We start from the raw sequence: 25,139 nt of genomic DNA on the forward strand, positions 1-25,139 counted from the left end.
ATCACCACGGCGCCGAGGGCCGCGGACAGGTCGGCGGCGGGCAGGGTGATCCGGGTCATCAGGTTCTCCTCCAGGTCGATCAGGGTGTGCAGACGGAGGAGCTCACGCTTGGCATCGGCGAGACCGGACTCCAGCCTGGCCAGGTGGTCGTCCAGCTTCACCCGTACCGCTGAAGGGTTTTGATCTAGGTCTCGCACCGCCGCCGCGATCTCGGCGACCGGCATGCCCACCCGCCGCAGTCCGGCGATGAGCCGGGCCGCCTTGATCTGCTCCGGCGTGTAGCGGCGGTAGCCGGTGGCCGGGTCGACGGCGGCCGGAACCAGCACGCCCGCGCTGTCGTAGAACCGCAACGCGCTGATGCTCAACCCGCTGGCCCGGGCCGCCTCGCCGATGCCTCGCATGTAGCTCTCCACGTCGGTAGACCCTGGTGTCTCGACCTCGTCGAGGGTCAAGCCGGCACCGCCGGCAAGACCGCAAGACGTCAAGCCTGCACTATCAGCATGACTCCGAGAACGGCCATGACCAGCGCTATCGATCCGTCGAGCACCCGCCACGCGGACGGCCGGGCGAGCAGCGGAGCGAGTCGCCGCGCGCCGAGGCCGAGCGAGACGAACCAGGTGAGGCTGGCGGCCGCCGCGCCCAGGCCGAACGCCCAGCGGCTGGCGTGCTGCTGGGCGACCGAGCCGAGCAGCAGCACGGTGTCCAGGTAGACGTGCGGGTTGAGGTAGGTCAGGGCGAGGCAGGTGAGCAGGGTGGCCCGCAGCGTCGCCGGTGCTTGCGCCGCCGGGTCGAGGGCGGCCTGGGGGCGCAGCGCGCGGCGGGCGGCGAGGAACGCGTAGCCGATCAGGAACGCGGCGCCGGCCCACCGGATCGCGGTGATCAGCGTGGGTTGCGCGGTCAGGACCGCGCCCAGCCCGGCGATGCCGGCCGAGATCAGCGCCAGGTCGGAGAAAGCGCAGGTCAACACCACCGGGAGTACGTGTTCCCGGCGCAGCCCTTGGCGGAGGACGAACGCGTTCTGGGCCCCGATGGCGATGATCAGTACAGCGGAAGCGACAAATCCGGCGATAGCGGAGGAGAGCATGCCCCGACGCTACGGCCGGCTTCGATGTGGCTCCAGCTAATCATTCTGACGATGGATTAGTTTTCCTAACGTGGACCAGGTGCAGTTGGCGACCTTCCAGGCCGTCGTCGAACAGGGCAGCTTCGAGGCCGCGGCCCGTGCGTTGCACGTCACACCGTCGGCGGTCAGTCAGCGCATCAAGGCGCTCGAACAGTCCGTCGGCCAGGTGCTCGTCCGGAGGGCGAAACCGTGCACGGCCACCACGGCCGGCCAGGGCCTGCTCCGCTTCGCCAATCAGGTGGCGCTGCTGGAACGGGAGTTCCTGGGTGCCGACAGCGTCCGCCTCTCGGTGGTGGTCAACGCCGACTCCCTGGACAGCTGGTTCCTGCCGGTGCTCACGAGCGTGCCCGGAGTGCTCTTCGAGATCCACACCGACGACCAGGAACACACCACCGAGCTGCTGCGGTCGGGGACCGTGATGGCGGCGGTCACCTCCGAGCACGTGCCGGTGCAGGGCTGCCGGGTGGAGGAACTGGGCGTCATGCGCTACCTCGGGGTGGCCGCACCCGGTCTCGACGAGTCCGCGCCCACGCTTCTCTACAACCGGAAGGACCGGCTCCAGCACCGGTTCCTAGGCCTGACGCAGGACCCGCCGATCCACTACCTGCCGGCCACCGCGGCGTTCAACCGGGCCCTGCTCCTGGGTCTCGGCTGGGGCATGCTCGTCGAGCACGAGGCCCGCCCGCACCTGGAGGCCGGCCGTCTCGTTGAGATCCGCCCCGGTCACCACCTGGACGTCCCGCTCTACTGGCAGTGCTGGCGGCTCTCGTCACCGGCCCTGGACGCGCTGACGGCCGCCGTTCGCACGGCGGCCGCCCAGGTCCTGCGATAGGAGCAGATCAGTCGTTGGCGTGCAGCGCGCTGTTCAGCTCGATGCCGGTGCCCTTGCGCGACCGGGCCTCCAGGGCGCCGGAGACCGAGTTGCGCCAGAACAGGAGATTGTTCACACCGGACAGCTCGATGGCCTTGACCACACGGCCGTCGGGCAGCGTGATCTTCGAAGCCGCGGTGATGTAGGTGCCGGCCTCGATCACGCAGTCGTCACCGAGCGAGATGCCGACACCCGCGTTCGCGCCCAGCAGGCTGCGCTCGCCGATCCGCACCTTCTCCTTACCGCCGCCGGACAGCGTGCCCATGATCGACGAGCCGCCGCCGATGTCGGAGCCGTCACCGACCACCACACCCTGCACGATCCGGCCCTCGACCATCGAGGTGCCGAGCGTGCCGGCGTTGAAGTTGACGAATCCCTCGTGCATCACGGTGGTGCCGGAGGCCAGGTGGGCGCCGAGGCGGACACGGTCGGCGTCGGCGATCCGCACGCCCGACGGCACCACGTAATCGATCATGCGGGGGAACTTGTCCACCCCGTAGACGGCCAGCTGCCGACCCGCCGCACGCTCCAGGAACCGCAGCTCGTCGACCCGCTCCGCCGGACACGGGCCGGCCGAGGTCCACGCCACGTTGGCCAGCTTGCCGAAGATGCCGTCCAGGTTGAGCTCGTTGGGCCGGACCAGCCGGTGCGACAGCAGGTGCAGCCGCAGGTAGGCGTCCGACGCGTCGGCGATCGGGTCGGCCAGCGACTTGACCAGCACCCGCACCTCGACGGTGCTCAGGCCGGGAAGCAGTTTCGGGCCGGTCTGCCCGGCCGGGAGCACCGGCGTGTCGGCGGGCTCCTCGCCCAGGCCCAGATATCCCGCCGGGAACCAGGTGTCGAGAACCTGCCCCTCGGCGGTCACGGTGGCGAGGCCGATGCCCCAGGCGGGCGAAGTCGAGATCGCGGTTTCCACGACCCGAACCCTACCGGACCCTGAACGAGTGATCATCGGGCTCGTCGCGCCCCGGTATGGTGCGCACATGGCCAACCCGCTTACCCCGGACGTGCTGGTCGACCCGGTGGTGCTGACCCGCGCCCTGGTCGACGTCGAGTCCGTCTCCCGCGACGAGAAGGCGATCGCCGACTGCGTCGAGGAGGTCCTCCAGGAGGCCGGCCACCTGAGCGTGCGCCGCCTCGGCAACACGGTGATGGCCCGGACCAAGCTGGGCCGCGACCAGCGGGTGATCCTCGCCGGTCACCTCGACACCGTCCCGGTCAACGGGAACCTGCCGTCCACCGTCGTCGACGACCTGATCTACGGCTGCGGCACCTCGGACATGAAGGGCGGCGTCGCGCTCGCCCTGCACCTGGCCGTCACACTGCCCGACCCGCAGTACGACGTGACCTACCTGTTCTACGAGTCCGAGGAGATCGAGTCCGAGTTCAACGGACTCAACCTGGTCGCGAAGGAACACCCCAAGTGGCTGCGGGCCGACTTCGCGGTACTGCTCGAACCCACGTTCGGCGCGGTCGAGGCCGGTTGCCAGGGCACCATGCAGGCACGGGTGCGGACCCGGGGGCGGCGGGCGCACTCGGCCCGGTCGTGGCGCGGGGTCAACGCCATCCACGCCGCCGGTGAGGTGTTGCGGCGGCTCGAGGCGTACCACCCCCGCACCGTCACGATCGACGGTTGCACGTACCGGGAAGGCCTGAGTGCCGTCGGGATCGCCGGCGGCGTCGCCGGGAACGTGGTGCCCGACGAGTGCGTCGTCGACGTCAACCTGCGGTTCGCTCCGGACCGTTCGGAGAAGCAGGCGGCCGAGCACCTGCGGGAGGTCTTCCAGGGTTTCGACGTCGAGGTCACCGACTCGGCGCCGGGCGCGCTGCCCGGCCTCGACGCGGCACCGGCCCGGGAGTTCCTCGCGGCCGTCGGCATCGAGCCGGCCGGCAAGCTGGGCTGGACCGACGTGGCCCGGTTCGCGGCGCTGGGCATCCCGGCACTCAATTACGGACCCGGCGACCCGTCTCTCGCGCACGCGCCGGACGAGCACGTCGAGATCGGCAAGATCCGCGACGGGGCTGCCACCCTCTATCGCTGGCTGGCGCCCTGACTAGTACTGCACGGTGACCCGGCCGACCGCACGCTGCGGTGGCGGGATCTCCATCGTCGCCTCGGGATCCACGGCGGGATCCGCGTCACGTGCCGCGAAAGCGGCCCGTCGTTCCTCCAGCACCAGGCGGATCCGGCGCTGCATCCTGAGGCGCTCGTGTCGATTCGTCACGGTGGTCGCTCCTTCGCGGGAGCCCGGTGATGCCAGGTCGGTAACTGTACAGACGCGTCAGGGCTACTGTCGGTTGTCCCAATCTGGCAAAAAGGTCTGCGGGTCGCAATCCTCTTGCCAAAACGGAGCCGGTTATTCACCGGGTCCTGACCGTCCGCACTACCTTTGTGGCATGACGGAGAGCACCAACGGGCGACAGTCGGGGCCGGAGCGTCATCGAGGAGCCGTCACGTTGCGCCGTGACGCCATCCCGCCGAGCACGGCCGATCAGAAACTGCTCGATTCCCGTAACCGCGAGGAGTGGAAGACCAAGGACGCCTGGCGGGCGCTGCGGATCCTCTCCGAGTTCGTCGAGGGCTTCGACACGCTCGCCGACCTGCCGCGGGCGGTCAGCGTCTTCGGCTCGGCCCGCAGCGCCCCCGACAGCTTCGAGTGCGAGCTCGCCGAGAACCTGGGTGCCGCGCTCGCCGAGGCCGGGTACGCGGTGATCACCGGCGGCGGCCCCGGTGTGATGGAGGCGGCCAACAAGGGCGCCACCGACGCCGGCGGCATGTCCGTCGGTCTCGGCATCGAGCTCCCCTTCGAGCAGGGCCTCAACGACTGGGTCGACATCGGCATCGACTTCCGCTACTTCTTCGTCCGCAAGACCATGTTCGTGAAGTATGCGCAGGCGTTCGTCGTCCTCCCCGGCGGGTTCGGCACCCTCGACGAGCTGTTCGAGGCGATCACCCTGGTCCAGACGAAGAAGGTCACCCGCTTCCCGGTAATCCTGATGGGCACCGAATATTGGGGCGGCCTTCTCGACTGGATGAAGCGCCGGATGCTCGACGAAGGCAAGATCAGCGCCATGGATCTCGAACTCATCCAGGTCACCGACGACGTCGCCGAGGCCGTCCGCATCATCACCGACGCCGACCCGTCCGGGCAGCACTGACGTGGCCGCGATCTGCGTCTTCTGCGCCAGCTCCACCACCCTCGAACAGCGCTGGCTCGACCTCGCCGCCGAGACCGGCCGCACCCTCGCCGAGCGGGGCCACACCCTGGTCTCCGGCGGCGGCCGCGTCGGCATGATGGGAGCCGTCACCGAGAGCGCCCGCGCGGCCGGCGGCCACACCCTCGGCATCATCCCGCAGTGCCTCGTCGATCTCGAGGTCGCCGACGAGGACTCCGCCGAGCTGGTGGTCACCGACGACATGGCGGCCCGCAAGACCGTCATGATCGACCGGTCCGACGCGTTCATCACCCTGCCCGGCGGCCTCGGCACCCTCGACGAGCTCTTCGAGGTCTGGACGACGGCCACCCTCGACGTCCACCGCAAGCCGATCGTCCTGCTCGACCCCGACGGCTTCTACGACGGCCTGACCCGCTGGCTCGGCACCCTCACCGATCAGAAATTCGTCCGCCCCGCCGCGATGGACATGCTGCTCACGGCGCGTACGGTCGCCGAAGCCATCGACCTCACCGAGGCGACCCTCGCCGCCGGCCCGCGACGCGGCCCGTCCGGCGCCGCCTCCGATACAGCGAGCCCCGCAGCCTGACGTTCCCGGTCCGTCGCCCTTCCCGGTACGCCGCACTCCTCCCGCCTCGACGAAAGAGGCACATCGAGTCCCGTCCCGGGCCGGGCGCCGGAACCGCCGTCCACGCGCGGTTCGGTCGCTGCCCGGTGTCCGGTGTCCGGTGTCCGGTGCCCGGTGCCCGGTGCCCGGTGTCCGGTGTCCGGTCACGGTCGGCGCGGTGCCGGTTCGTGAGCCGTCGCTCAGGCTGGTTGTGGTTGTCGGGTCACCTGCCTGGGCTACGGCTCGTGGGCCTCGGCGACGGCCTCGGATCGGCTGTTCGGCGTCATTCCGGGCCGTCGGCCTTCCTGGCCCGGAATAACGTCATACCGGCGTGCTCTCATAGATGCCGTGAGCACGCCGGTTTCTCTTCCCCCGGTGCGCCGGCCCACCTATCGCCTGGTCCGTCGCCCCCGCCCGGTGGTGCCCGAGCTGCCGACCGACCCGGTCCAGCGCCGGGTCACCGGTCACACCGCCGGCCCACTGCTGGTCATCGGCGGCCCCGGCACCGGCAAGACGTCGGTGCTGGTGGAGTCGGTCGCCGCCCGGATCGCGGAGGGCACCGACCCGGAGCGCATCCTGATCCTCACGTTCGGCCGCCGCAGTGCCGCCGCGCTCCGCGACCGCATCGAGGCACGGATCGCCGACGACCCCGGCCGGATCGTGCACGAGCCCCTGGTGCGGACGTTCCACGCCTACGCGTTCGGCCTGCTCCGCCGGGCCGCTGCCGAGCGCGGCGAGCCGTCCCCCCGGCTGCTCACCGGCCCCGAGCAGGACCTGATCATCCGTGAGCTGCTGGCCGTCGTCGCCGACCCCGAGGCCGCCGACGAGATCGGCTGGCCCGAGTCGCTGCGCCCCGCCCTGCCCACCCGGGCGTTCGCCCAGCAGCTGCGCGACCTGATGCAGCGTGCCGCCGAGCGCGGCGTCGGCCCGATCGAGCTGGCCCGCCTCGGCGAGCGCCTGGGCCGCGACGACTGGCCGGCCGCCGCCCGTTTCCTCCGGGAGTATGTGGCGGTCTTGGCCCTCCGCGACGTCACCACCAGGGGCTCCACCGCCTACGACCCGGCCGAGCTGGTCCGCGCCGCCTCCGGCCTGCTGGCCGACGAGCCCGACCTGCTGGAGGCGGAGCGCCGCCGCCTGGCCCACGTCTACGTCGACGAGCTGGCCGAGACCGACCCGGCCCAGGTCGACCTCCTCGCCCAGGTGGCGGGCGGCGGCAAGCCCCTGGTCGCTTTCGCCGACCCGGATTCCTCGATCTACGGTTTCCGCGGCGCCGACCCGGCCGTGGTCACCGCGTTCCCACCCCGTTTCCGCTCGGTCTCCGGCACCCCCGCCGAGACCGTCGTCCTGCACACCAACTACCGAGCAGCGCCACCCTTGCTGACGGCGACGAGCCGGGTGTCCCGCCGCATGCGGGGACCGATGGGCCACCGGCTCATGTTCCCCCCACCCGCGCCTGCTGCCGGTTCCGTGCCTGCTGCCGGTTCCGTGCCTGCTGCCGGTTCCGCGCCTGCTGCCGGTTCCGCGCCTGCCGTTGGTTCCGTACCTGCCGTTGGTTCCGTACCTGCCGTCGGTTCTGTGCTTTCCGCTGGTTCCGTGCCTTTCACCGGCTCGGCGCCGGAGACCGCCTCGGCGGTTTCGCCGTCCGCTTCGTCTGCTTTCACCGCACAGTCCGCCTCCACAGAAAGCGGCAAATCAGAAATTTCTGACCTGGGTGATCCTCGCGTGCCTAGCGCTTCCACGGTGCCTAGCGCTTCCCCGGTGGCTGGTGGTTCGGCTGCTTCTGGCGGGGCAGAGGGCGTTGCGGCCACCTCTAACGGTGCGGCGGATAGTTCGGATACCGGAGGTGGCTCCGGCGCGGCGGATGGTTCTGATATCGGAGGTGGCTCCGGCGCGGCGGATGGTTCTGATACCGGAGGTGGCTCCGGCGCGGCGGATGCTTCGGGTACCGCAGATGGCTCGGGAGCGGTGCGTGGCTCCGGGGACGAGGTGGGCTTCGGGCCGGCGGCGGGGGCCGTGGTCCGGACGTTCCGGTCGACGGCCGCCGAGACCGCCTATATCGCACACGCCCTCCGGGAGGCCCATCTGCTCCATGGTGTGCCGTGGTCGCGGATGGCGGTGCTGATGCGTTCGACGACGTTGCAGCAGCCGTCGGTGCAGCGGGCGCTGGCCGCGGCCGGGGTGCCGACGATCATCCACGCCGAGGATCTGCCGTTGCACCTGCAGCCGGCTGTCGCGCCGTTCCTGCTGTTGCTGCGCTGCGCCGTCGACCCGGAAGCGCTGAACGAGGAGGCAGCCGTCGCCCTGCTGCATTCGCCGCTCGGCGGGGCTGATCCGCTGACCGAGCGGCGGCTGCGGCAGGGGCTGCGGGCGCTGGCGATCAGCGCCGGCGACCGGCGGGCCTCCGGCGAGCTGCTCGTCGACGCGGTTCGAGATCCGGCCGGGCTCGACCTGGTGGAGCGACGCTGGGCCCGTCCGGCACAGACGGTCGCCCGGCTGCTCACGGTCGCGCGGGAGGCGGCGGCCGAGCCGGGTGCCTCAGCCGAGCAGGTCCTCTGGACGGTCTGGCGGGAGAGCGGCCTCCACGACCGGTGGTATGCGATGAGTACCGGCAACAACCCGATGCCGGATCAGCGCGATTCGGCCCGGGCCCGGGAGTGGCGGTCCGAGGCCGCCGACCGCGACCTGGACGCGATGGTGGTCCTCTTCGACGCGGCGGCCCGGTTCGTGGACCGGCTGCCCGGCGCCGGTGTCTCCGTCTTCCTGGACCATGTGCTGGGTCAGGAGCTTCCGGCCGACTCGATCGCGCCGAGCGCCGACCGCGGCGAAGCGGTCCGGCTGCTGACCGCCCACGCGGCGAAGGGCCTGGAGTGGGACGTGGTGATCATCGCCGGCGTGCAGGAGGGCCTCTGGCCGGACTTGCGGCTCCGCGGCAGCCTGCTCGGTTCGGAGCGCCTGGTGGACGTGCTGGCCGGCCGCCCGGCCACCGGCCCGGAGGCGATCCTCGGTGAGACGTCGGCCCTGCTCGACGAGGAGCGGCGGCTCTTCTACGTGGCCACCACCCGGGCCCGCCACCGTCTGGTGGTCACCGCGGTGGCGTCGGCGAGCGTCGGCGGTTCGGTCGGTGAGGAGCAACCCAGCCGGTTCCTCACCGAACTGGCCACCCCGAGCCGGGGCCCCGGCGGCGAACGCCCACCGGGCCCCCAGCAGCCGGACCCCTGGGACACCGGCCCACCCGGCACACCGTCGTCCGGCCCCGCGGGCGGGGCGGCGCCTCCTGACGACGACCCCACCGGTCCGCACCCGTCGGCCCCGCCCGGCGACGACGACGCGGACCACGAGCCAGCGGTTGCCGAGGGCGGGGACGCCCAGGCGGGCGAGCCGGGGGAGAGCTGGGGGGACGAGCGAAGGGTCGCCCAGGCGGGCGAGCCGGGGGAGAGCTGGGGGGACGAGCGACGGGACGCCCAGGCGGGCGAGCCGGGGGAGAGCTGGGGGGACGAGCGACGGGACGCCCAGGCGGGCGAGCCAGGGGAGAGCTGGGGGGACAAGCGACGGGACGCCCAGGCGGGCGAGCCAGGGGAAAGCTGGGGGGACGAGCGCGAGGAGAGCCTGGGGGAGGAGCGCGGGGACGGCCAGGCGGAAGAGGAGGAGGGCGACCAGGGGGACGGCGAGGAGGAGCTTCCGGTTGGGCGGCCGCCCCGGGCCCTCACCCTGGCCTCGCTGGTGGCCGAGTTGCGTACCGTCGTGGTGGGAAGTGGCGAGACGCCCAGCCGGAGGCGCGCCGCGGCGGCCGAGCTCGCACGTCTCGCGGCCGCCGGGGTGCCGGGTGCCCATCCGGACGAGTGGTGGGGTTTGCGGCCGCTGTCGGACGATCGGCCGCTGGTCGACGAGGGCGAAGCGGTCAAGGTCACGCCGTCGTCGATGGAGAGTGCGCTCCGGTGCAGTCTGCGCTGGCTGCTGGAGCGGCACGGTGGCGCGGCTCCGGCCGGGCCGGCGCAGGGCATCGGTAACCTGGTGCACGCGGCGGCGATGCTGGCCGAGGATGCGAACGCCGACCGGGAGAAGCTGGTCGAGTATGTGTCGGCCCGGTTCGATTCGATCGAGCTGGCCGCGCAGTGGCTGGCCGGCCCGGAGCAGGATCGGGCGCAGGCGATGGTCGACAAGCTGCTGCGCTGGCTGGCGGTGAACCCGCGACGGCTGCTGGCGATCGAGCACGAGTTCACGGTGCGGCTGGAGGACGAGCGGAACCCGATTCAGCTGACCGGCCGGGTGGACCGGCTGGAGGTCGACGAGGCGGGCCGGCTCGTGGTGATCGACCTGAAGACGGGCAAGACGACGGCCGTGTCGGCGTCCGATGTGGCGGAGAATGCGCAGCTCGGCGGCTATCAGGCGGCGATCGACGCGGGTGCGTTCGCGGATTTCGGGACCGACAGCGGCGGGGCGGCGCTGGTCCAGCTGGGCCCGGGCAAGGACGCCCGGGAGCAGATGCAGGTGCCGCTGGCCGAGGCCGCCGACCCGGGCTGGGCCGACGGCATGGTGCGCCGGACCGCGGCGGCGATGGCGGCGTCCACTTTCTCCGCGGTGGCGAACAGCCGGTGCCGGGTGTGCCCGGTCCGGACGAGCTGCCCGATCTCCGGCAAGGGCCGGCAGGTCGTCGAACCGAACGGACCGGATCAGGACTGATGACGCAGCCGACGTTGTTCGCCGAGGGGCCCCAGCGGCGCCCGCAGGCCCGGTCGGGCCCCCGGTTCACGCCGCGCGAGCTGGCCCGGATGCTGCGGCTGCCGGATCCGACGTCCGAGCAGGAGGCGATCATCGCGGCGCCGGTGGAGCCGCTGCTGGTGGTGGCGGGTGCCGGGTCGGGCAAGACGGAGACGATGGCGTCACGGGTGGTGTGGCTGGTCGCGAACGGCTACGCGCACCCGGGCGAGATCCTGGGTCTCACGTTCACCCGGAAGGCGGCGGGGGAGCTGGCGCACCGGGTCCGCACCCGGCTGGGCCAGCTGGGCCGCCGCCTGGGCCGGGACGAGGCGCTGGCCGGCGAGCCGACGATCTCGACCTATCACGCGTACGCCGCCCGGGTGGTGACCGAGCACGGCCTCCGAGCGGGTTACGAGCCGTCGGCCCGTCTGCTGACCGAGGCCGCCCGCTGGCAGATCGTGGATTCGCTGGTCCGCACCTACACGGGTGAGATGACCGGTCTGAACCGGGCACCGGGCACGGTCACCGACGACGTGCTGGCGCTGGCGGCGGAGATGTCCGAGCACCTGGTCGGCCCGGACGATCTGGCCGCGTGGACGGGCCGGTTCTTCGCCGAGATGCAGGAGTACCCGGGCCGCGTCTACAAGGACGTCTCCGAGGTGCTGCGCCGCCAGCAGAACAGGCTCACCCTGCTGCCCCTGGTCCGCCTCTACGAGCAGCGCAAACTCGACCTGGAGGCGATGGACTTCGGTGACCAGATGGCCCGTGCCGCGCTGGTGGCCCGGGACCATCCGGAGGTCGGCGCGATCGAGCGGGGCCGGTTCCGGATCGTGCTGCTCGACGAGTACCAGGACACCAGTCACGCCCAGGTGACGATGCTGAACAACCTGTTCGGCGGCGGGCACCCGGTGACCGCGGTCGGTGACCCGTGCCAGTCGATCTACGGCTGGCGGGGTGCCTCGGCGGGGACGCTGGAGCGCTTCCCGGAGGAGTTCATCGACTCGGCGGGCCATCCGTCCCGGGTGCGCACGCTGACCCGGAGCTGGCGGAACCGCCCGGAGATCCTGCGGGTGGCCAACACCGTCTCGGCACCGCTGCGGGCCCAGGTGCACCGGTTGCAGGCGGCGGATCGGACGGCGGAGGCGGTCGGCGGCCGGACGGTGACGTGCGCGCTGCTGCCGACGTATGCCGACGAGGCGAACTGGATCGCCGATTCGATGCTCACCGCGTGGCGGCTGGTCGCCGGGATGCCGTCGGCGCCGCCGGGGGAGATCCCGCTGGAACTCCGCCCGACGAGCGCGGTGCTGGTGCGGGTGCGCAGTCAGATCCCGGTGATCGAGGAGGCGCTGCGGGCCCGGGGCCTGCCGGTCGAGGTGGTCGGGCTGGGCGGGTTGCTGGACACTCCCGAGGTCCGGGACGTGGTGTGCACGCTGCGGGTGCTGGCCGACCCCACCGACGGCGCGTCACTGTTGCGGCTGCTCACCGGGGCCCGCTGGCGGATCGGCCCGCGTGACCTGGTGGCCCTGCACCGGCGGTCCCGGGTGATCGCCAACGCCCGGGTGGCGTCGTCGGGGCGGGCGGCGTCGGACCCGGAGCAGATCACCACGGATCGGCTGGACGACGCGACCCTGGTCGAGGCGATGGCCGACCTGGGTTCGCCCCGGAACTACTCGGCGGAGGGGCATCGGCGGCTCCAGGAGTTCGGCCGTGAGCTGGCCGCCCTGCGCCGCCGGCTGGACCAGCCGCTGCCCGACCTGCTCGCCGACATCGAGCGCACGATCGGCCTGGACGTCGAGGTGGCGGTGCGTGGCTGGGCGGCCGGGGACGCCGGTCTGGCCCGCGGTCACCTGGACGCGCTGGGGGAGGCGGCGACCCGGTACGGCACCGAGAACGAGTCGGGCACGCTCGCCGGTTTCCTGGCGTTCCTGGCCGCGGCCGAGGAGGAGGAGCGCGGGCTGGAACCGGGTCAGGTCGACGTGGTGGAGGGCGCGGTGCAGATCCTGACCGCGCACGCCGCGAAGGGCCTGGAGTGGGATGTGGTGTCGGCGGCCGGCCTGTGCCGGGGTGTCTGGCCGGGGCTGGCCCGCGCGTCGGACCACTACATGGGCGGGATCGGCGTGTTGCCGTTCCCGCTGCGGGGCGACGCGTCGGGCCTGCCGCTGCTGGACCTGACCGACGCCATGGACCAGAAGGACGTGGCCGGCGCGGTGACCGCTTTCGGTCGTTCGTGGCGGGAGCACGACGAGCGGGAGGAGCGCCGCCTCGCCTATGTCGCGGTGACCCGCCCGCGGCGGCTGCTGCTCTGTTCCGGCTACTGGTGGGGCGACGGCGTGAAGCGCCCGCGTGGCCCGTCGGTCTTCCTCGACGAGATCCGGGAGACGTGCGCGGCCGGCGCCGGGGTGGTCGACGTCTGGACGCCGGAGCCGGCGCCCGGCGACAGCAATCCGAGCGATCAGGTGGTGGCGACGGCCGAGTGGCCGGCCGACCCGCTGGGCCTGCGCCGTCCGGCGATGGCGGCCGCGGCCGACCTGATCCGCCGCATGATCGAGAATCCGGATGCGTCCGCGGCCGAGGCGTTCGCCGATCTGGCCGCCGCGGATCCGGGGGTCGCGGCGCGGGCCGGCCTGGCGGCCGATCTGGTCGGCCTGGCCGGTCCGGGCGAGGTCCCGGACGGTGCCGGTTGGTCCGAACCCATTGCGGGGGTACGGGTGACCGACCCGTCCCCTGACTCCCCGCCGGCACCGGTCCCACTCCCACGTCAGCCGGGCCCGCAAACGGCTCCGGGCGAGACCGATCTCGGCCAGCAGCCGCCCGCCGCGATCACTTCCGGGCAGCTCGCGCCGTCCTCAGCCCCCGCTTCGTCGGCTGGGGGCGAAGAGTCGGCCGTGGCGCCGGACCGGGACGTGTTGCTGGCCGCGGCTGAGTCGGCGGATCGGGCGGCGGCGGAGGATCCGGATATCGCCCGCTGGCGGCGGGAGGCGAGACTGCTGCTGGCCGAGCGGGAGGAACGCGCCCGCAAGGACGGCCCGATCGAGGTGGCCGTCCCCGCGTATCTGTCGGTCTCACAGCTGGTGGTGCTGCGCCGCGACCCACAGGCCCTGGCCCGTTCGCTGCGCCGCCCGCTGCCGCACCGCCCGGCTCCGCAGGCCCGGCGTGGCACGGCCTTCCACGCCTGGCTGGAGCAGCGGTTCGGTGCGGTGCGGCTGCTGGACATCGACGATCTGCCGGGTGCGGCGGACGACGGTGCGGCCGAGGACGACGAGCTGGCCGCCCTGCAGGAGGCGTTCCTGACCGGCGAGTGGGCGGACCGGACGCCGTTCGAGGTGGAGGTGCCGTTCGCGACGACGGTGGCCGGGGTGGTGGTGCGCGGGCGGATGGACGCGGTCTACGCCGACCCGGACGGCCGCTTCGACGTGATCGACTGGAAGACCGGCCGCCGTCCGTCCGGCGCGGAGGCGGAGGCCGCGGCGGTTCAGCTGTCGGCGTACCGGATCGCCTGGGCGTCGCTGGCCGGGGTGCCGGTGCGGAAGGTGCGGGCCGGCTTCCACTACGTCCGTGAGCAGGTCACGGTCCGCCCGGCCGACCTGATGGACGCCGCCGGCCTGGCCGCCCTGATCGAGGAGATCCCGGCCACCGGGCACTGAAGATCACCCCCGGCCGGCGGCGAGCAGGTGGAGCAGTGCGGTGGCGTACGCCTCCTCGGCGGTGGCCGCGGTGAAGTCCTGGTCACGGCCGAGCAGCTCGGTCCGTACCGTATGGGTGTCGTGATCTTTGTGCAGTGACCGGAAGGTCCCGCCGAGCAGTTCGCGCAGCTGGTCCTCGCGCGGCAGCCACAGTGCCTCGTCGAGATCGACGTCGTCGAGCGCCCATTCGGTGGTGCCGTTGAAGCCGATGATTAGCCCCTCCGGGCGATCGTGGACCTGGATCGTCATGTTGCTCAGGACGAAGACCTCGTCGTCCAGGTCCCGGTCGGGAACGGTGAAACGGTCGCCGAGCTGCGGCTTCCACGCGAGCCCGGCGGTCTTGAGCTGCCAGGCCAGTTCTACGCCGAGCACTTCCCGGCCTCCCTCTCCGTGCTAGGCTCCTCAGCGTTGTCAGTTTGGTTCCCAAGTACTCAGGAGCGCCTGTGGGGAAGTCTGCCCCAGGCGCTCTTTGTCGTAACCCGGGTTTCTCCGGTCGGGCGATCAGTACGGCGACACGAGACCCACAGAATGCGGGTCTTATTACCTCGCCCCCGTCCATAATGGTCGGGAGCGATCGATCGTCGAGGAGACGAGCATGGTTACCGGTGTTGTGAAGTGGTTCAACGCGGACAAGGGTTTCGGGTTCATCACCCCGGACGACGGCGGCGCTGACGTTTTCGCCCACTTCTCCGCTATCCAGATGTCCGGCTACCGGGCCCTGGAGGAGAACCAGCGGGTCGAGTTCGAGGTGACCCAGGGCCAGAAGGGCCCGCAGGCCGCCAACATCCGCGCCCTCTGATTCACTTCTGAGTTTCGGCCGCCTCGTGTGGCCGGGCAGCTGTGAACCGAGCGTGAGGGGTCCGGGCGTGTAGAGCGTCCGGACCCCGCACACTCACATCGGTGCCGTACCCGTCAGGGTGCGGCACTTTTGCATGGCGCACGAGAAAGGCTCCCGGCACGCCGGGAGCCTTAGCTGATCGGTATCGGTCAGACGGAAGCGGCGGGGCTGGGCAGTGGCGCCGTGCCGCCGAGGTGTGCCGGCAGCCACCAGCGGTCGTCCGGCCCGGCCGGCTGGTCGGGGTAGGCCCGCTGCACCGAGTCGAGCAGGACGGTCAGCCGCTCCTTCAGCGTCGCGGTGATCGACTCGGGCGTCGCGCCCTCGGTCACCGGGATCGGCTCGCCGATCTTGATGAGGACCGGCACGTGGCGCTTGGTCAGCTCCTTCTTACGGCCCTTGGTCCAGAGCCGGTGCGGACCCCAGACGGCCATCGGGATCAGCGGGACCGCGGCCTCCTGGGCCATCCGGGCGGCGCCCGATTTCAGCGTCTTGATGGTGAACGACTCGCTGATCGTGGCCTCGGGGAAGACGCCGACGATCTCGCCGCTCCGCAGCGAGTCGATGGCGTGCTTGAAGGCGGCGGTGCCGGCCTTGCGGTCGACGGGGATGTGCCGCATCCCCCGCATCAGCGGACCACTGATCCTGTGGTCGAAGACCTGCTTCTTGGCCATGAACCGGACCAGCCGCTTGGCCGGCTGGGTCCCGAAGCCGCAGTAGATGAAGTCCAGGTAGCTGGAGTGGTTACTGGCGAGCACCGCCCCGCCGCTCGTGGGGATGTGCTCGGCGCCCTCGACGGTGATCTTGTTGTCGAGCACGCGGAACATCGTCTTGGCCAGGCCGACGACGGGGGGATACACCAGTTCCATGGCAGCACGGTAACCGAAGTTTCTGGGAACGGCGCGGGTCGGATGCACAATTCCGGCAGGCTTACCGGCTCGTGGGAACACGTGGGCGTCCCGGCGATCGCGGCTCCGGTGGTGTTCACTGGTGTGCATGTCCGAGCCGCAGCCACCGACGTCCGCCTGGGAACGGCCGGGCGGGCCGTGGTCGTCGGGGATGGTGACGGCTTACCACGTACCCGAGCAGCGCCCGCAACCGCCGGATCTGCCGGAACCGCCCCGCCCGGATGGACCGGAGCGGCGCAGGCGGCAGTTGTTGATCTTCGGTGGGGTGGCCGGGGTGATCCTCGCGGCCGGGCTGGCCGTGCTGCTCGTGGTGCTTCTCGGCGGTGACGGGGACCCGTTCGGGGAGAAAGCGGCGCCGGCGGCCGATCTGCGGCCCCCGCTGGCGCAGGCCTGCCCGGCGCCGAGCGTCTCACCGGGCGCCGGGGGTCCCAGCGCGCCGAGCGCGCCGGTCCCCGCGCCGGCCGAGGGCGAGCGCACCGTCGATCCGGACGCCGGGATCAGCTACAAGAAGTACGGCGCACCCTGGGTCACCTGGACCGAGGTGTGGAAGGCCGGCACTCTGGAGGTGCCCTACCGGGTCGGGCAGCATTTCGTGACCGAGGTCTACCAGGGCGGGCAGTACCACGCGTCGATCCTGTCGGCGGCGGTCCCGGCGGCCGACAACGACGCCTTCACCCTCGATCTGGAGTGCGTGGGCCGGCAGGTTGCGGCGGACGTGCGGGCCGAGTACTACCCGCAGCCCAACAGCCTGGAGCCGCTGCGTGACGAGGTGACGACGCTCGGCGGGCGGCCGGCGTGGGTGAGCGAGTTCCGGCTCAGCTTCAAGGAACCGGGACTGACCGCCACCTCGGAACTCTCCGCGGTGGCGGTCATCGATGTCGGCAAACCGACGGCGGCGATCCTGTACGTCTCGATCCCGGACACCCACCGGCAGTTCGACCACGTGGTCGATGAGGTGCTGGCCTCGGTCCGCCCGATTTAGATCAGTTACTGATCAGACCCCAGCGCCGGCGCAGGGCGCCGTCGGCCGCGTTGAAGAACTGGTCGACCAGGATGCCGATGATCAAAACCACGATGATGTACGCGAGGACGCCCACCGCGTCGTTCAGGTCACGGGCGGCCTGCATCCGGACGCCGATGGACACCGTGCCCGGAACGATGACCAGCAGCTCACCGGCCATCAGGCTGCGCCAGGAGAACGCCCAGCCCTGCTTGAGCCCGGAGACGAAGGACGGCAACGACGCCGGCAGGATCAGGTGGCGGTACTTCGCGATGCCGCTCATGCCCATCACCTGGCCGACCCGCAGCCACGTCCGCGGCACGTAGTCGATGCCGCTGATCAGGCCGTTCGCCACCGACGGCGCGGCGCCGATGACGACCACGAAGAGGATCGCCTCCTCGCCGAGCTGGAACAGCAGGATGGCGAGCGGGAACCACATGATCGACGGCATGGTCTGCAGGCCGGTGATCAGCGAGCCGATCGCGGCGCGCAGCGGCCGGAACTGGGAGACCAGCGCGCCGATCACCGTGCCGATCGCCACGGCCAGGGCGAAACCGGTGAGCGCCCGGGTCATCGTCAGCTGTACGCCGTCCCAGAACTTCGGCTCGGTGATCAGCTCGCCGAGCTGGGCGAACACATCGGCCGGCGGCGGGAAGACGTAGGCCGGCCGCCACTCGGACAGGTAGACGATCTGCCACGCGCCGACGACGATCGCGATGGCCAGCGCCTTGGGCCACAAGCTGCTCCAGACGCGCTTGCCGAGCGCGCCCTTCTCCTTCTTCGGGCCGAGTTCGAGCGCGTCGAGGCCGCTGACCTCGTCCGCCTGTTTCTGCTGTTCGACGACTTCAGTTGGCATGACGGGCGACCTCCGCGCGGAGCCGGTCGGTGATCTCGGCGGCCTGGCCGGAGACCTCGGGGGAGTCGATGCGCCGCGGGCGCGCGTGATCGATCTTGAAGTCTTCGATGACGCGACCGGGGCGGCTGCTCAGCAGGACCACCCGGTCGCCGAGACGGACCGCCTCGCGCACGTTGTGGGTGACGAAGAGGACCGTGAGTTCCTGCTCGCGCCAGATCCGCTCCAGCTCGTCGTGCAGGATGTCGCGGGTCATCGCGTCGAGCGCGCCGAACGGCTCGTCCATCAGCAGGACGTCGGCGTTCTGGGCGAGGGCCCGGGCCAGCGCGACCCGCTGCCGCATGCCGCCGGAGAGCTCGTGCGGCCGCTTGTCGCCGAAGCCGCTCAGCCGGACGATCTCCAGCAGTTCCTGTGCCCGCTTGCGGCGCTCGGCGCGGCCGATGCCCTGGAGCTTGAGCGGCAGCTCGACGTTGCCGGCCACCGAGAGCCAGGGGAAGAGAGCGGCCTCCTGGAACATCAGCGCGACGTGGCGCCCGCCGATGTCCAGGGTGCCGGTGGTGATCTTGTCGAGCCCGGCCACCAGCGAGAGCAGGGTGCTCTTGCCGCAGCCGGAGGCGCCGAGGAGGCAGACGAACTCCCCTTGAGCGACATCGAGGGAGACGTGGTCGAGGGCGAGCAGAGCGTTGCTCCCCGAACCGTACTGCTTGGTCACATCGTCGATCCGGACAACCGTGCTCATACTCGCCCTCCTATCAATCCGTGGGATCAGGCCGCGGAGTCGCTGACCTCAGCCTGACCGTCCGCCTTCAGCAGCTCGTTCAGCAGCGTCAGGTCGTAGATGCCCTTCAGGTCCACCGGGTCGAGCAGGCCGACCTCCTCCGCGTGCTTCGCGCTGGTGAAGAGCGAGGGCGCGATCGGGTCGTAGGTGAACTTGAGGTTCGCGAACGCGGCGGTGAGGATCTCGTCCTTCAGCGGCTTGCTGGTGAGCGCCTCGATCTGGGCGTTCGCGGCCTTCTGCGCGTCGGCGTTGTTGTCCTTGATGTACTTGACCGACGCGATGTGACCCTGGAGCAGCTTCTTGACCGTTCCCGGGTACTCCTTCAGGAACTTCTGGCTGACGATCAGGTGGGTGGTCACGAAATCCTGGTTCGGCCACAGCGTCTTCTCGTCGACCAGGACCTTGGCCTTGGACTCGAGGATCAGCTTGCTGTAGTTGGGCTCCGGCACCCAGGCGCCGTCGATGGTGCCCTGCGCGAAGGCCTGGACCGCCGTCGCGTTGTCCTGCGGCAGGATCGAGACGTCGCCGCCGCCGCTGGTGTCGGCGTTGAGGCCGTTCGACTTCAGCCAGGCGCGCAGCGCGACGTCCTGGGTGTTGCCGAGCTGCGGGGTGGCGATCTTCTTGCCCTTGAGGTCGGCCGGGGTGTTGATGCCTTCCTTGACGACCAGGCCGGCACCGCCCGAGGTGCTACCGGCGATGATCTTCAGCGCCTCGCCCTTGGACTTGGACCAGCCGTTGATCGCCGGGTTCGGGCCGATGTAGGTGGCGTCGATGGCGCCGGAGAGCAGCGCCTCGATCGCGGCCGGGCCCGCGTTGAAGGTGGTCGCCTCGAGCTTGGTGCTGCCCAGCTTCTCTTCGAAGATCTTCTTGTTCACGCCGACCAGGGCGGGAGCGTGGGTGATGTTCGGGAAGTAGCCCAGCTTGATGGCCGGTGCCTCGGCGGCGTTTCCGGCCGCGGCCTCGGCGGCGGTCTTCTCTTCCTCTTTGGAACCGCAGGCGGCCAGAGCGGTCGTGGCCACCAGAGCAGCCGAGGCAAGGGCGAGCGCACGTATGGTGCGGGAGCTCATGCTCACTCCTAATTTCGTTTCACTGAGGTACTGGAGAGTTCGGCAAGGGTCTTGTGGTCGACCACACCCTCGATGGCCGCCTCGACGGCCACCCACACGTCGTGCAGCGCCGTCGCTGCTCCGTGATAGGTCGCCGTGGACGTGGGCAGCCCCCGGACCGTGGTGAGGGCACCCCCGACGGCGCGGACCACGTCGCCGACGGTGATCTCCTCGGCCGGGCGGGCCAGGGCGTATCCGCCATCCACGCCACGATGGCTGTGCAGCAGCCCGGCGCGGCGCAGATCCAGCAGGATTCCCTGCAAGAAACTGAGCGGGATGTCCTGGACGGCGGCCAGTCCGGCCGCCTTGACCAGGCGTGGGTGCTCGACGGTGACCGCCAGCATCGCGCGTACGGCGTAGTCCGTGCGAGCTGAGACGTACACCCCGTGCTCCCCTCCCGTGAATACTTCGGTTTCCCTATCTGATGGATGGGAATACTGGACCATATGGGTTTGGTGCGTCAAGCCTCGTCCGGAGTGCGGGAAACCGGCATCCAGGGCATTTTCGGGTTGTATCGTGCTCGACTTCCGCCGTTCGGGTGACGGGGATGACATCGACGCGTCACGCCTGGTCCGATTCGCGGCGGAAGATCGGGAGCGGATATTGATGTATTTACTCGCCGTCGCCACTCGACTACGGAGATGTGTCCGCTAGATTCGTACCGTGGCGCCCAAAATCAAGATCCCCGCGACGAAATACCCGGTCGAGCGGTTCACGCTCGGCAACGGTCTGCGCGTGGTCCTCTCCCCGGATCGCAGCGCCCCGGTGGTCGGCGTGGCCGTCGTCTACGACGTCGGCATCCGCAGTGAGCCGGAGGGCCGAACCGGTTTCGCCCACCTCTTCGAGCACCTGATGTTCCAGGGCTCGGAGAACCTGGAGAAACTGGCACATTTCCGCCACGTGCAGGGTGCGGGCGGCAGCTTCAACGGCTCCACCCACCTCGACTACACCGACTACTTCGAGGTGTTGCCGACCGGCGGCCTGGAGCGCGCGCTCTTCCTCGAGGCGGACCGGATGCGTGGTCCCCGGCTCACCGAGGAGAACCTGCGTAACCAGGTCGACGTGGTCAAGGAGGAGATCCGGGTCAACGTGCTGAACCGGCCGTACGGCGGGTTCCCCTGGCTGAAACTGCCACCGGTGATGTTCGGGACGTTCGCCAACGCGCACGACGGCTACGGCTCGTTCGAGGACCTGGAGAGCGCCACCGTCGAGGACGCGCAGGGCTTCTTCGACCGCTACTACGCCTGCGGCAACGCGGTGCTCTCGGTCGCCGGCGACTTCGACGTGGCCGAGGCGACCGCGATGATCGAGCGGCACTTCGGTGACGTCCAGGCCCGGCCCGCCCCGCAGCTGCCGGACTTCGACGAGCCCGACCTGACCGAGGAGCGGCGCTCGTCGTACACGGATCGCATCGCCCCGCTGCCGGCCGTGGCCGCCGGATGGCGCGTGCCCGACCCGATCGGCACCTTCGAGGACTACCTGCCCTACCTCGTGCTCGCCGAGGTGCTCACCGACGGCGACGCGTCCCGCCTGGTCGAGCGTCTGGTCCAGCGTGACCGCACAGCCACCACCCTGGGCGGCTACATCGGCTTCATGGGCGACGAATATCTCGTGCGCAACCCGACCGCACTGCTGCTCCAGGCGCACCTTCCCCCGGGTGGCGACGCCGACAAGGTGCTGCGCACGATCGACGAGGAGCTGGACCGGCTGGCCGCCGACGGCCTCAAGCCCGGCGAACTGGACCGGACCCAGGCGCGGATGGCGACGCGCTCGCTGCACGGCACCGACGACGTGCTCGGCCGGGCCCAGCCGATGGCCGTCCTGGAGCTCCAGCGCGGTTGTCCCGGCCTGCTCAACGACCTGCCCAAGTTGATCAGCGAGGTGCGCGAGGAGCAGATCGTCGCCGCCGCGGCCACCCTGCGGCCCGAGCGCCGCGCCTCCGTCGAAGTGATTCCGGGAGCCTCTTCGTGACCAAGACTCTGCCCGACCTGGTGCCGGACGCCGCGCTGAACCTGCCGCGCGAGCGCGAGCGCACCCTGCCCAACGGCCTCACCGTGATCGCGATCAAGCGGTCCGCGGTGCCGCTGGTCGAGGTGCGGCTGCGGATCCCGTTCGGCCGGGCCCCGCTGGCTCCGGCCACCCTGCTCTCGCAGGCCCTGTTCACCGGCACCAGCGGGATGAACAGCATCGACATCGCCGCCCAGCTCCAGGCCGTCGGCGGCAGCCTGGCCGCCGGGCTCGACCCGGACCGGCTGCTGATCAGCGGCAACGCGCTCGCCGACGGACTGGACCGGACGCTCGAACTGCTCGCCTCGGTGCTCACCGACGCGACCTACCCGGTCGAGGAGGTGTCCACCGAGCGGGACCGGCTCGTCGACCACATCCAGGTCGCGCTCAGCCAGCCGGCGCACCTGGCCCGGGTGGCCCTGCTCAAGAGGATGTACGGCAGCCATCCGTACGCGGTGCAGACCCCGGAGCCCGACGAGATCCGGGCGCTGTCCTCGGAGCCGCTGCGCGAGCTGCACGCCGCCCGGGTCCGCCCGGAGGGCGCGGTGCTCGTGCTGGTCGGCGACATCGACCCGGACCAGGCCATCGACACCGCGGAGAAGGTCCTCGGCGGCTGGGCCGGCAGCGCGCCGGACGGCAGCCTGCCGGCCACCCCGGCGCTGGAGACCGGCCCGCTGCTGCTCGTCGACCGGCCCGGCTCGGTGCAGTCGTCACTGCGGATCGCGCTGCCCGCGCTGACCCGTACCGATCCCGACTACGCCGCGCTCAACCTGGCGAACCTGGTGTTCGGCGGCTACTTCTCGTCCCGCTGGACCGAGAACATCCGTGAGGACAAGGGCTACACCTACGGGTCGTACTCGTCGATCGACCATTACGTGGCCGGCTCGGCCCTGGTCGCCGCGGCCGAGGTGGCCACCGAGGTGACCGGCCCGTCGCTGCTGGAGACAGTCTACGAGCTGGGCCGGATCGCCAGCCTCCCGCCCGGCGAGGAGGAACTGGAGCAGGCCCGGCGCTACGCCCTCGGCACACTGCGCCTGGGCATGTCGACGCAGGCCGGTCTGGCCGCGCTGGCCAGTATGTACGCTGGTTTCGGGCTCCGCCTCGACCATCTCCGGGAGCACTCCGCGGCACTGTCCGCGGTCACCCGCGAGGAGGTGGCCGCCGCGGCCTCGAAGTACCTGGCCCCGTCCCGGGCGGTGACCGTGATCCTCGGTGACGCCGAGCGGATCGAGTCGCAGCTGTCCACCCTGACCGTCGTGGAGCGCAGCGCAGCGTGATCAGTTCCGACCTGCCGAGTGGTCCGCCACTCGCCCGTACCACCCTCGACCGTGCGGCCGAGCACCGCCGGGACGAGGCATGGCTCGCCGCCGCCTGGGATCGCGGCCAGGTCCTCGTCGTGGACCTGGCCAAGGGCGGCCGGGCCCTGGTCACCGACCGCCCCGACGGCGGCGCCGCACTGATTCTGGTGCCGCCGTCGGAGGCGCCGGAGGCCGAGCGCTGGTTCCTCGGCGTCGGCCCGGACGGTACGCCGTACTGGGCCGTCGACGCGCCGCTCACCGCCGGGGGCGACACCCGCGCGACCGGTCTCCGGGAGATCGGGCACCTGCTCGACGACCGTGACACCGGGCTGCTCACCACGGCCGTCGCCCTCGGCAACTGGCACCGTAGCCACCTCTACTCGCCGCGGACCGGGAAACCGACCGAGGTGGTGGAGGCCGGCTGGGCACGGGTCGACCCGGACGGCGCCATGATGTGGCCGCGGACCGACCCGGCGATGATCATCCTGGTGCACGACGGGGTGGCCGGCCCGGCCGGTCGCTGCCTGCTCGGGCACAACGCGAGCTGGCCGGCCAGGCCCGACGGCGCGCTGCGCTTCTCCTGCCTGGCCGGGTTCGTCGAGGCCGGCGAGTCGGCGGAGGCGGCGGTCGCCCGCGAGGTGCACGAGGAGGTGGGCGTCGACCTCTCCGAGATCCGGTACGAGGGGAGTCAGTCGTGGCCGTACCCCGGCTCGCTGATGCTCGGTTTCCACGGCATCGCCGATCCGGGGCAGCCGCTGACCCTGGATCCGGAGGAGATCGACGAGGCGCACTGGTTCACCAGGGAGGAGATCGCGAAGATGATCTCCGGTGAGGGTTCCCGGACGGTGCCGATGAGTTCCTCGATCGCCTTCTATCTGATCGAGAAATGGCTCCTCGAAGATCCAGAAACTTTTTCCGGTTAGAGGCAACCCCGGCGAGGGGCCATCGCGTCTTCCCTTCAAAGACGAGAGGGGAACCGATGACTCAGGTGGAGGCGCCGGCGTGGACGCCGATGACCGCGGAGGAGCGGACGGCGTTCGACCGCGACGGCTACATCGTCGTGCCGTCGGTGCTCAGTGAGAGCGAGATCGAGGCCGGTCGCGCCGCGATCCTGGGGTATTACGAGCGGCAGAAGTCCGAGGGCAAGCTGAGCGCCACCGGTGCCCTGCACCAGTTGTCGCCGATCGCGCACGTGCCCGAGCTGGCCTTCCTGATCGACCACCCCAAGGCTTTCAAGTACATCTGGTCGCTGCTGGGGTGGAACCTGCACATCTACCACTCGCACATCGACGTGCACCCGCAGCTGCACGACAAGCAGAAGGACTGGTGGCACTGGCACCAGGACGGCGGCCGGCAGAACCGGGAGATCGAGACCGACCCGCGGCCGATGCTGTCGGTCAAGCTGGCCTACTGGTTCTCGGACGTGAGCGAGACCGGGCGCGGCAACTTCACCGTGCTGCCCGGCAGCCACAAGACCAACTGGCTCCCCGGCCCGAAGAGCCGTGGTCTGCCCTTCCCGCAGCCCGAGGGCGCGACCCAGATCACCGCCAACGCCGGTGACCTGGTCGTCTTCGACCGCCGCATCTGGCACGCCCGGTCGGACAACTACTCCGACATCACCCGTGTCGGCGCGTTCTTCGGTTACACGCCGCGCTGGATCGCCATGCGCGACGAAAATGCCGAGCTGCCGGGCACCCCGGCCTGGAACGGCCTCAACGACGTGCAGAAGCAGCTGCTCGGCGGCTTCGGCAACGGTGACGGTGACCACCAGTGGGGCCACTACCCGGAGACCACGCCGCTCTACGGCGCACTCAAGGAGCGGGGCCTGCTCGACTCGAGCATCCCGGCGCTGATCCCGTGATGCCTTCCCAGGGAGGGGCCGTGCCCCTCCCTGGGCGGATCAGGCGGCGATGGTGGCGAGGTGCTGCTTGACCTGGACGATCGACGGGTTCGTCAGAGCCGAGCCGTCGGCGAACTTCAGGGTCGGCACCGTCTGGTTTCCGCCGTTGACGCTGCGCACGAACGCGGCCGACGCCTCGTCCTGCTCGATGTCGACGACGTCGTAGGCGATGCCCTCCCGGTCGAGTTGCGACTTGAGGCGGTGGCAGTACCCACACCAGGACGTCGAGTACATGGTCAGCATCGGTCAGGGCTCCTTCGATACAGGTCACACCGCGGTGCGGCTGACAAGCACAACA

General features: G+C 70.9%; 22 protein-coding genes and 1 pseudogene (1 of these 23 running past the window's edge). 12 read left to right on the forward strand and 11 right to left on the reverse strand.

What is annotated here, in order from left to right; translation table 11 throughout:
* Both ACFO0C_RS21685 and ACFO0C_RS21690 read right to left on the reverse strand, forming a co-directional pair.
* Window positions 1–401, reverse strand: a pseudogene (locus ACFO0C_RS21685) (DNA polymerase III subunit beta family protein); it reaches 632 nt to the left of the window's first position.
* 80 nt (window positions 402–481) lie between these two features.
* Window positions 482–1,084, reverse strand: coding sequence for a LysE/ArgO family amino acid transporter (locus ACFO0C_RS21690; protein WP_378068465.1), 603 nt, complete (start codon window positions 1,082–1,084; stop codon window positions 482–484).
* A gap of 70 nt (window positions 1,085–1,154) precedes the next feature.
* Between ACFO0C_RS21690 and ACFO0C_RS21695 the strand changes: the two genes are divergently transcribed.
* Window positions 1,155–1,955, forward strand: a complete 801-nt coding sequence (locus tag ACFO0C_RS21695) for a LysR family transcriptional regulator ArgP (RefSeq protein ID WP_378068466.1) — start codon at window positions 1,155–1,157, stop codon at window positions 1,953–1,955.
* Window positions 1,956–1,962: 7 nt separating this feature from the next.
* Here the strand turns inward: ACFO0C_RS21695 and dapD are convergent, their stop codons facing one another.
* On the reverse strand, window positions 1,963–2,910 hold the full coding sequence (gene dapD, locus ACFO0C_RS21700; protein ID WP_378068467.1) for a 2,3,4,5-tetrahydropyridine-2,6-dicarboxylate N-succinyltransferase: 948 nt from the start codon (window positions 2,908–2,910) through the stop codon (window positions 1,963–1,965).
* Window positions 2,911–2,977: 67 nt separating this feature from the next.
* Here dapD and dapE point away from each other — a divergent pair, with 67 nt between their 5' ends.
* Entirely contained in the window at window positions 2,978–4,048 is a 1,071-nt protein-coding gene (dapE, locus tag ACFO0C_RS21705) for a succinyl-diaminopimelate desuccinylase (RefSeq protein WP_378068468.1), read from the forward strand.
* Here the strand turns inward: dapE and ACFO0C_RS21710 are convergent, their stop codons facing one another.
* On the reverse strand, window positions 4,049–4,219 hold the full coding sequence (locus ACFO0C_RS21710; protein ID WP_378068469.1) for a hypothetical protein: 171 nt from the start codon (window positions 4,217–4,219) through the stop codon (window positions 4,049–4,051). It lies immediately after the preceding gene.
* Window positions 4,220–4,391: 172 nt separating this feature from the next.
* Here ACFO0C_RS21710 and ACFO0C_RS21715 point away from each other — a divergent pair, with 172 nt between their 5' ends.
* The 4 genes from ACFO0C_RS21715 to ACFO0C_RS21730 all read left to right on the forward strand — a co-directional run bounded on the left by ACFO0C_RS21715 (window position 4,392) and on the right by ACFO0C_RS21730 (window position 14,117).
* Window positions 4,392–5,153, forward strand: a complete 762-nt coding sequence (locus tag ACFO0C_RS21715; protein ID WP_378068470.1) for an LOG family protein — start codon at window positions 4,392–4,394, stop codon at window positions 5,151–5,153.
* Window position 5,154: 1 nt separating this feature from the next.
* On the forward strand, window positions 5,155–5,757 hold the full coding sequence (locus tag ACFO0C_RS21720) for an LOG family protein (RefSeq protein WP_378068471.1): 603 nt from the start codon (window positions 5,155–5,157) through the stop codon (window positions 5,755–5,757).
* Window positions 5,758–6,171: 414 nt separating this feature from the next.
* Window positions 6,172–10,455: a UvrD-helicase domain-containing protein gene (locus tag ACFO0C_RS21725; RefSeq protein WP_378068529.1), complete on the forward strand. Its 4,284-nt coding sequence runs from the start codon at window positions 6,172–6,174 to the stop codon at window positions 10,453–10,455.
* Window positions 10,455–14,117, forward strand: a complete 3,663-nt coding sequence (locus ACFO0C_RS21730; protein WP_378068472.1) for an ATP-dependent helicase — start codon at window positions 10,455–10,457, stop codon at window positions 14,115–14,117. Before ACFO0C_RS21725 ends, ACFO0C_RS21730 begins: the two co-directional genes overlap by 1 nt.
* Before the next feature lie 3 nt (window positions 14,118–14,120).
* On the opposite strand, the gene ACFO0C_RS21735 is transcribed toward ACFO0C_RS21730, so the two are convergent.
* A complete protein-coding gene (locus ACFO0C_RS21735; protein ID WP_378068473.1) occupies window positions 14,121–14,528 on the reverse strand; it encodes a pilus assembly protein CpaE in 408 nt (135 codons plus the stop codon).
* Between the two features lie 223 nt (window positions 14,529–14,751).
* Here ACFO0C_RS21735 and cspE point away from each other — a divergent pair, with 223 nt between their 5' ends.
* A complete protein-coding gene (cspE, locus tag ACFO0C_RS21740; protein WP_093619181.1) occupies window positions 14,752–14,955 on the forward strand; it encodes a transcription antiterminator/RNA stability regulator CspE in 204 nt (67 codons plus the stop codon).
* A 188-nt stretch (window positions 14,956–15,143) separates the two neighbouring features.
* On the opposite strand, the gene ACFO0C_RS21745 is transcribed toward cspE, so the two are convergent.
* Window positions 15,144–15,860 carry a lysophospholipid acyltransferase family protein gene (locus tag ACFO0C_RS21745; protein ID WP_378068474.1) on the reverse strand — a complete coding sequence of 239 codons (717 nt, stop codon included), beginning with the start codon at window positions 15,858–15,860 and terminating at the stop codon, window positions 15,144–15,146.
* Window positions 15,861–15,987: 127 nt separating this feature from the next.
* Between ACFO0C_RS21745 and ACFO0C_RS21750 the strand changes: the two genes are divergently transcribed.
* Window positions 15,988–16,881: a hypothetical protein gene (locus ACFO0C_RS21750; RefSeq protein WP_378068475.1), complete on the forward strand. Its 894-nt coding sequence runs from the start codon at window positions 15,988–15,990 to the stop codon at window positions 16,879–16,881.
* Between the two features lies 1 nt (window position 16,882).
* Here the strand turns inward: ACFO0C_RS21750 and ACFO0C_RS21755 are convergent, their stop codons facing one another.
* Genes ACFO0C_RS21755 through ACFO0C_RS21770 form a run of 4 tightly spaced genes read right to left on the reverse strand, consistent with a single transcriptional unit; the run spans window position 16,883 to window position 20,019 of the window.
* A complete protein-coding gene (locus tag ACFO0C_RS21755; protein WP_378068476.1) occupies window positions 16,883–17,755 on the reverse strand; it encodes an ABC transporter permease in 873 nt (290 codons plus the stop codon).
* Window positions 17,745–18,491: an ABC transporter ATP-binding protein gene (locus tag ACFO0C_RS21760; RefSeq protein WP_378068477.1), complete on the reverse strand. Its 747-nt coding sequence runs from the start codon at window positions 18,489–18,491 to the stop codon at window positions 17,745–17,747. Before ACFO0C_RS21760 ends, ACFO0C_RS21755 begins: the two co-directional genes overlap by 11 nt.
* A gap of 26 nt (window positions 18,492–18,517) precedes the next feature.
* Entirely contained in the window at window positions 18,518–19,597 is a 1,080-nt protein-coding gene (locus ACFO0C_RS21765) for an ABC transporter substrate-binding protein (RefSeq protein WP_378068478.1), read from the reverse strand.
* Window positions 19,598–19,605: 8 nt separating this feature from the next.
* Window positions 19,606–20,019: an RrF2 family transcriptional regulator gene (locus ACFO0C_RS21770; protein ID WP_378068479.1), complete on the reverse strand. Its 414-nt coding sequence runs from the start codon at window positions 20,017–20,019 to the stop codon at window positions 19,606–19,608.
* 280 nt (window positions 20,020–20,299) lie between these two features.
* Here ACFO0C_RS21770 and ACFO0C_RS21775 point away from each other — a divergent pair, with 280 nt between their 5' ends.
* From ACFO0C_RS21775 to ACFO0C_RS21790, 4 genes are read left to right on the forward strand one after another with little or no spacing between them, the layout of a single operon-like run.
* Window positions 20,300–21,607 (forward strand): M16 family metallopeptidase, encoded by a 1,308-nt coding sequence (locus ACFO0C_RS21775; RefSeq protein ID WP_378068480.1) that lies wholly within the window; start codon window positions 20,300–20,302, stop codon window positions 21,605–21,607.
* The gene (locus tag ACFO0C_RS21780) at window positions 21,604–22,920 is read left to right on the forward strand and encodes a M16 family metallopeptidase (RefSeq protein ID WP_378068481.1); all 1,317 of its coding nucleotides are present in this window, start codon (window positions 21,604–21,606) and stop codon (window positions 22,918–22,920) included. Before ACFO0C_RS21775 ends, ACFO0C_RS21780 begins: the two co-directional genes overlap by 4 nt.
* Window positions 22,917–23,864, forward strand: coding sequence for an NAD(+) diphosphatase (gene nudC, locus ACFO0C_RS21785; RefSeq protein ID WP_378068482.1), 948 nt, complete (start codon window positions 22,917–22,919; stop codon window positions 23,862–23,864). The genes ACFO0C_RS21780 and nudC overlap by 4 nt, the downstream gene beginning before the upstream one ends.
* A gap of 56 nt (window positions 23,865–23,920) precedes the next feature.
* Window positions 23,921–24,802 (forward strand): phytanoyl-CoA dioxygenase family protein, encoded by an 882-nt coding sequence (locus ACFO0C_RS21790; protein ID WP_378068483.1) that lies wholly within the window; start codon window positions 23,921–23,923, stop codon window positions 24,800–24,802.
* A gap of 39 nt (window positions 24,803–24,841) precedes the next feature.
* Here the strand turns inward: ACFO0C_RS21790 and ACFO0C_RS21795 are convergent, their stop codons facing one another.
* Window positions 24,842–25,084 (reverse strand): mycoredoxin, encoded by a 243-nt coding sequence (locus ACFO0C_RS21795; RefSeq protein ID WP_109591300.1) that lies wholly within the window; start codon window positions 25,082–25,084, stop codon window positions 24,842–24,844.
* Between the last annotated feature and the right edge of the window lie 55 nt (window positions 25,085–25,139).

Source organism: Actinoplanes subglobosus, from assembly GCF_042650585.1.
GTDB lineage: Bacteria > Actinomycetota > Actinomycetes > Mycobacteriales > Micromonosporaceae > Actinoplanes > Actinoplanes subglobosus.

What these genes read in the sequence shown, in the direction of transcription:
- ACFO0C_RS21690 (WP_378068465.1), bottom strand. Translation starts at nt 1,084, where the DNA reads ATGCTCTCCTCCGCTATCGCCGGATTTGTCGCTTCCGCTGTACTGATC.
- dapE (WP_378068468.1), top strand. Translation starts at nt 2,978, where the DNA reads ATGGCCAACCCGCTTACCCCGGACGTGCTGGTCGACCCGGTGGTGCTG.
- ACFO0C_RS21715 (WP_378068470.1), top strand. Translation starts at nt 4,392, where the DNA reads ATGACGGAGAGCACCAACGGGCGACAGTCGGGGCCGGAGCGTCATCGA.
- ACFO0C_RS21730 (WP_378068472.1), top strand. Translation starts at nt 10,455, where the DNA reads ATGACGCAGCCGACGTTGTTCGCCGAGGGGCCCCAGCGGCGCCCGCAG.
- cspE (WP_093619181.1), top strand. Translation starts at nt 14,752, where the DNA reads ATGGTTACCGGTGTTGTGAAGTGGTTCAACGCGGACAAGGGTTTCGGG.
- ACFO0C_RS21745 (WP_378068474.1), bottom strand. Translation starts at nt 15,860, where the DNA reads ATGGAACTGGTGTATCCCCCCGTCGTCGGCCTGGCCAAGACGATGTTC.
- ACFO0C_RS21750 (WP_378068475.1), top strand. Translation starts at nt 15,988, where the DNA reads ATGTCCGAGCCGCAGCCACCGACGTCCGCCTGGGAACGGCCGGGCGGG.
- ACFO0C_RS21755 (WP_378068476.1), bottom strand. Translation starts at nt 17,755, where the DNA reads ATGCCAACTGAAGTCGTCGAACAGCAGAAACAGGCGGACGAGGTCAGC.
- ACFO0C_RS21760 (WP_378068477.1), bottom strand. Translation starts at nt 18,491, where the DNA reads ATGAGCACGGTTGTCCGGATCGACGATGTGACCAAGCAGTACGGTTCG.
- ACFO0C_RS21765 (WP_378068478.1), bottom strand. Translation starts at nt 19,597, where the DNA reads ATGAGCTCCCGCACCATACGTGCGCTCGCCCTTGCCTCGGCTGCTCTG.
- ACFO0C_RS21790 (WP_378068483.1), top strand. Translation starts at nt 23,921, where the DNA reads ATGACTCAGGTGGAGGCGCCGGCGTGGACGCCGATGACCGCGGAGGAG.
- ACFO0C_RS21795 (WP_109591300.1), bottom strand. Translation starts at nt 25,084, where the DNA reads ATGCTGACCATGTACTCGACGTCCTGGTGTGGGTACTGCCACCGCCTC.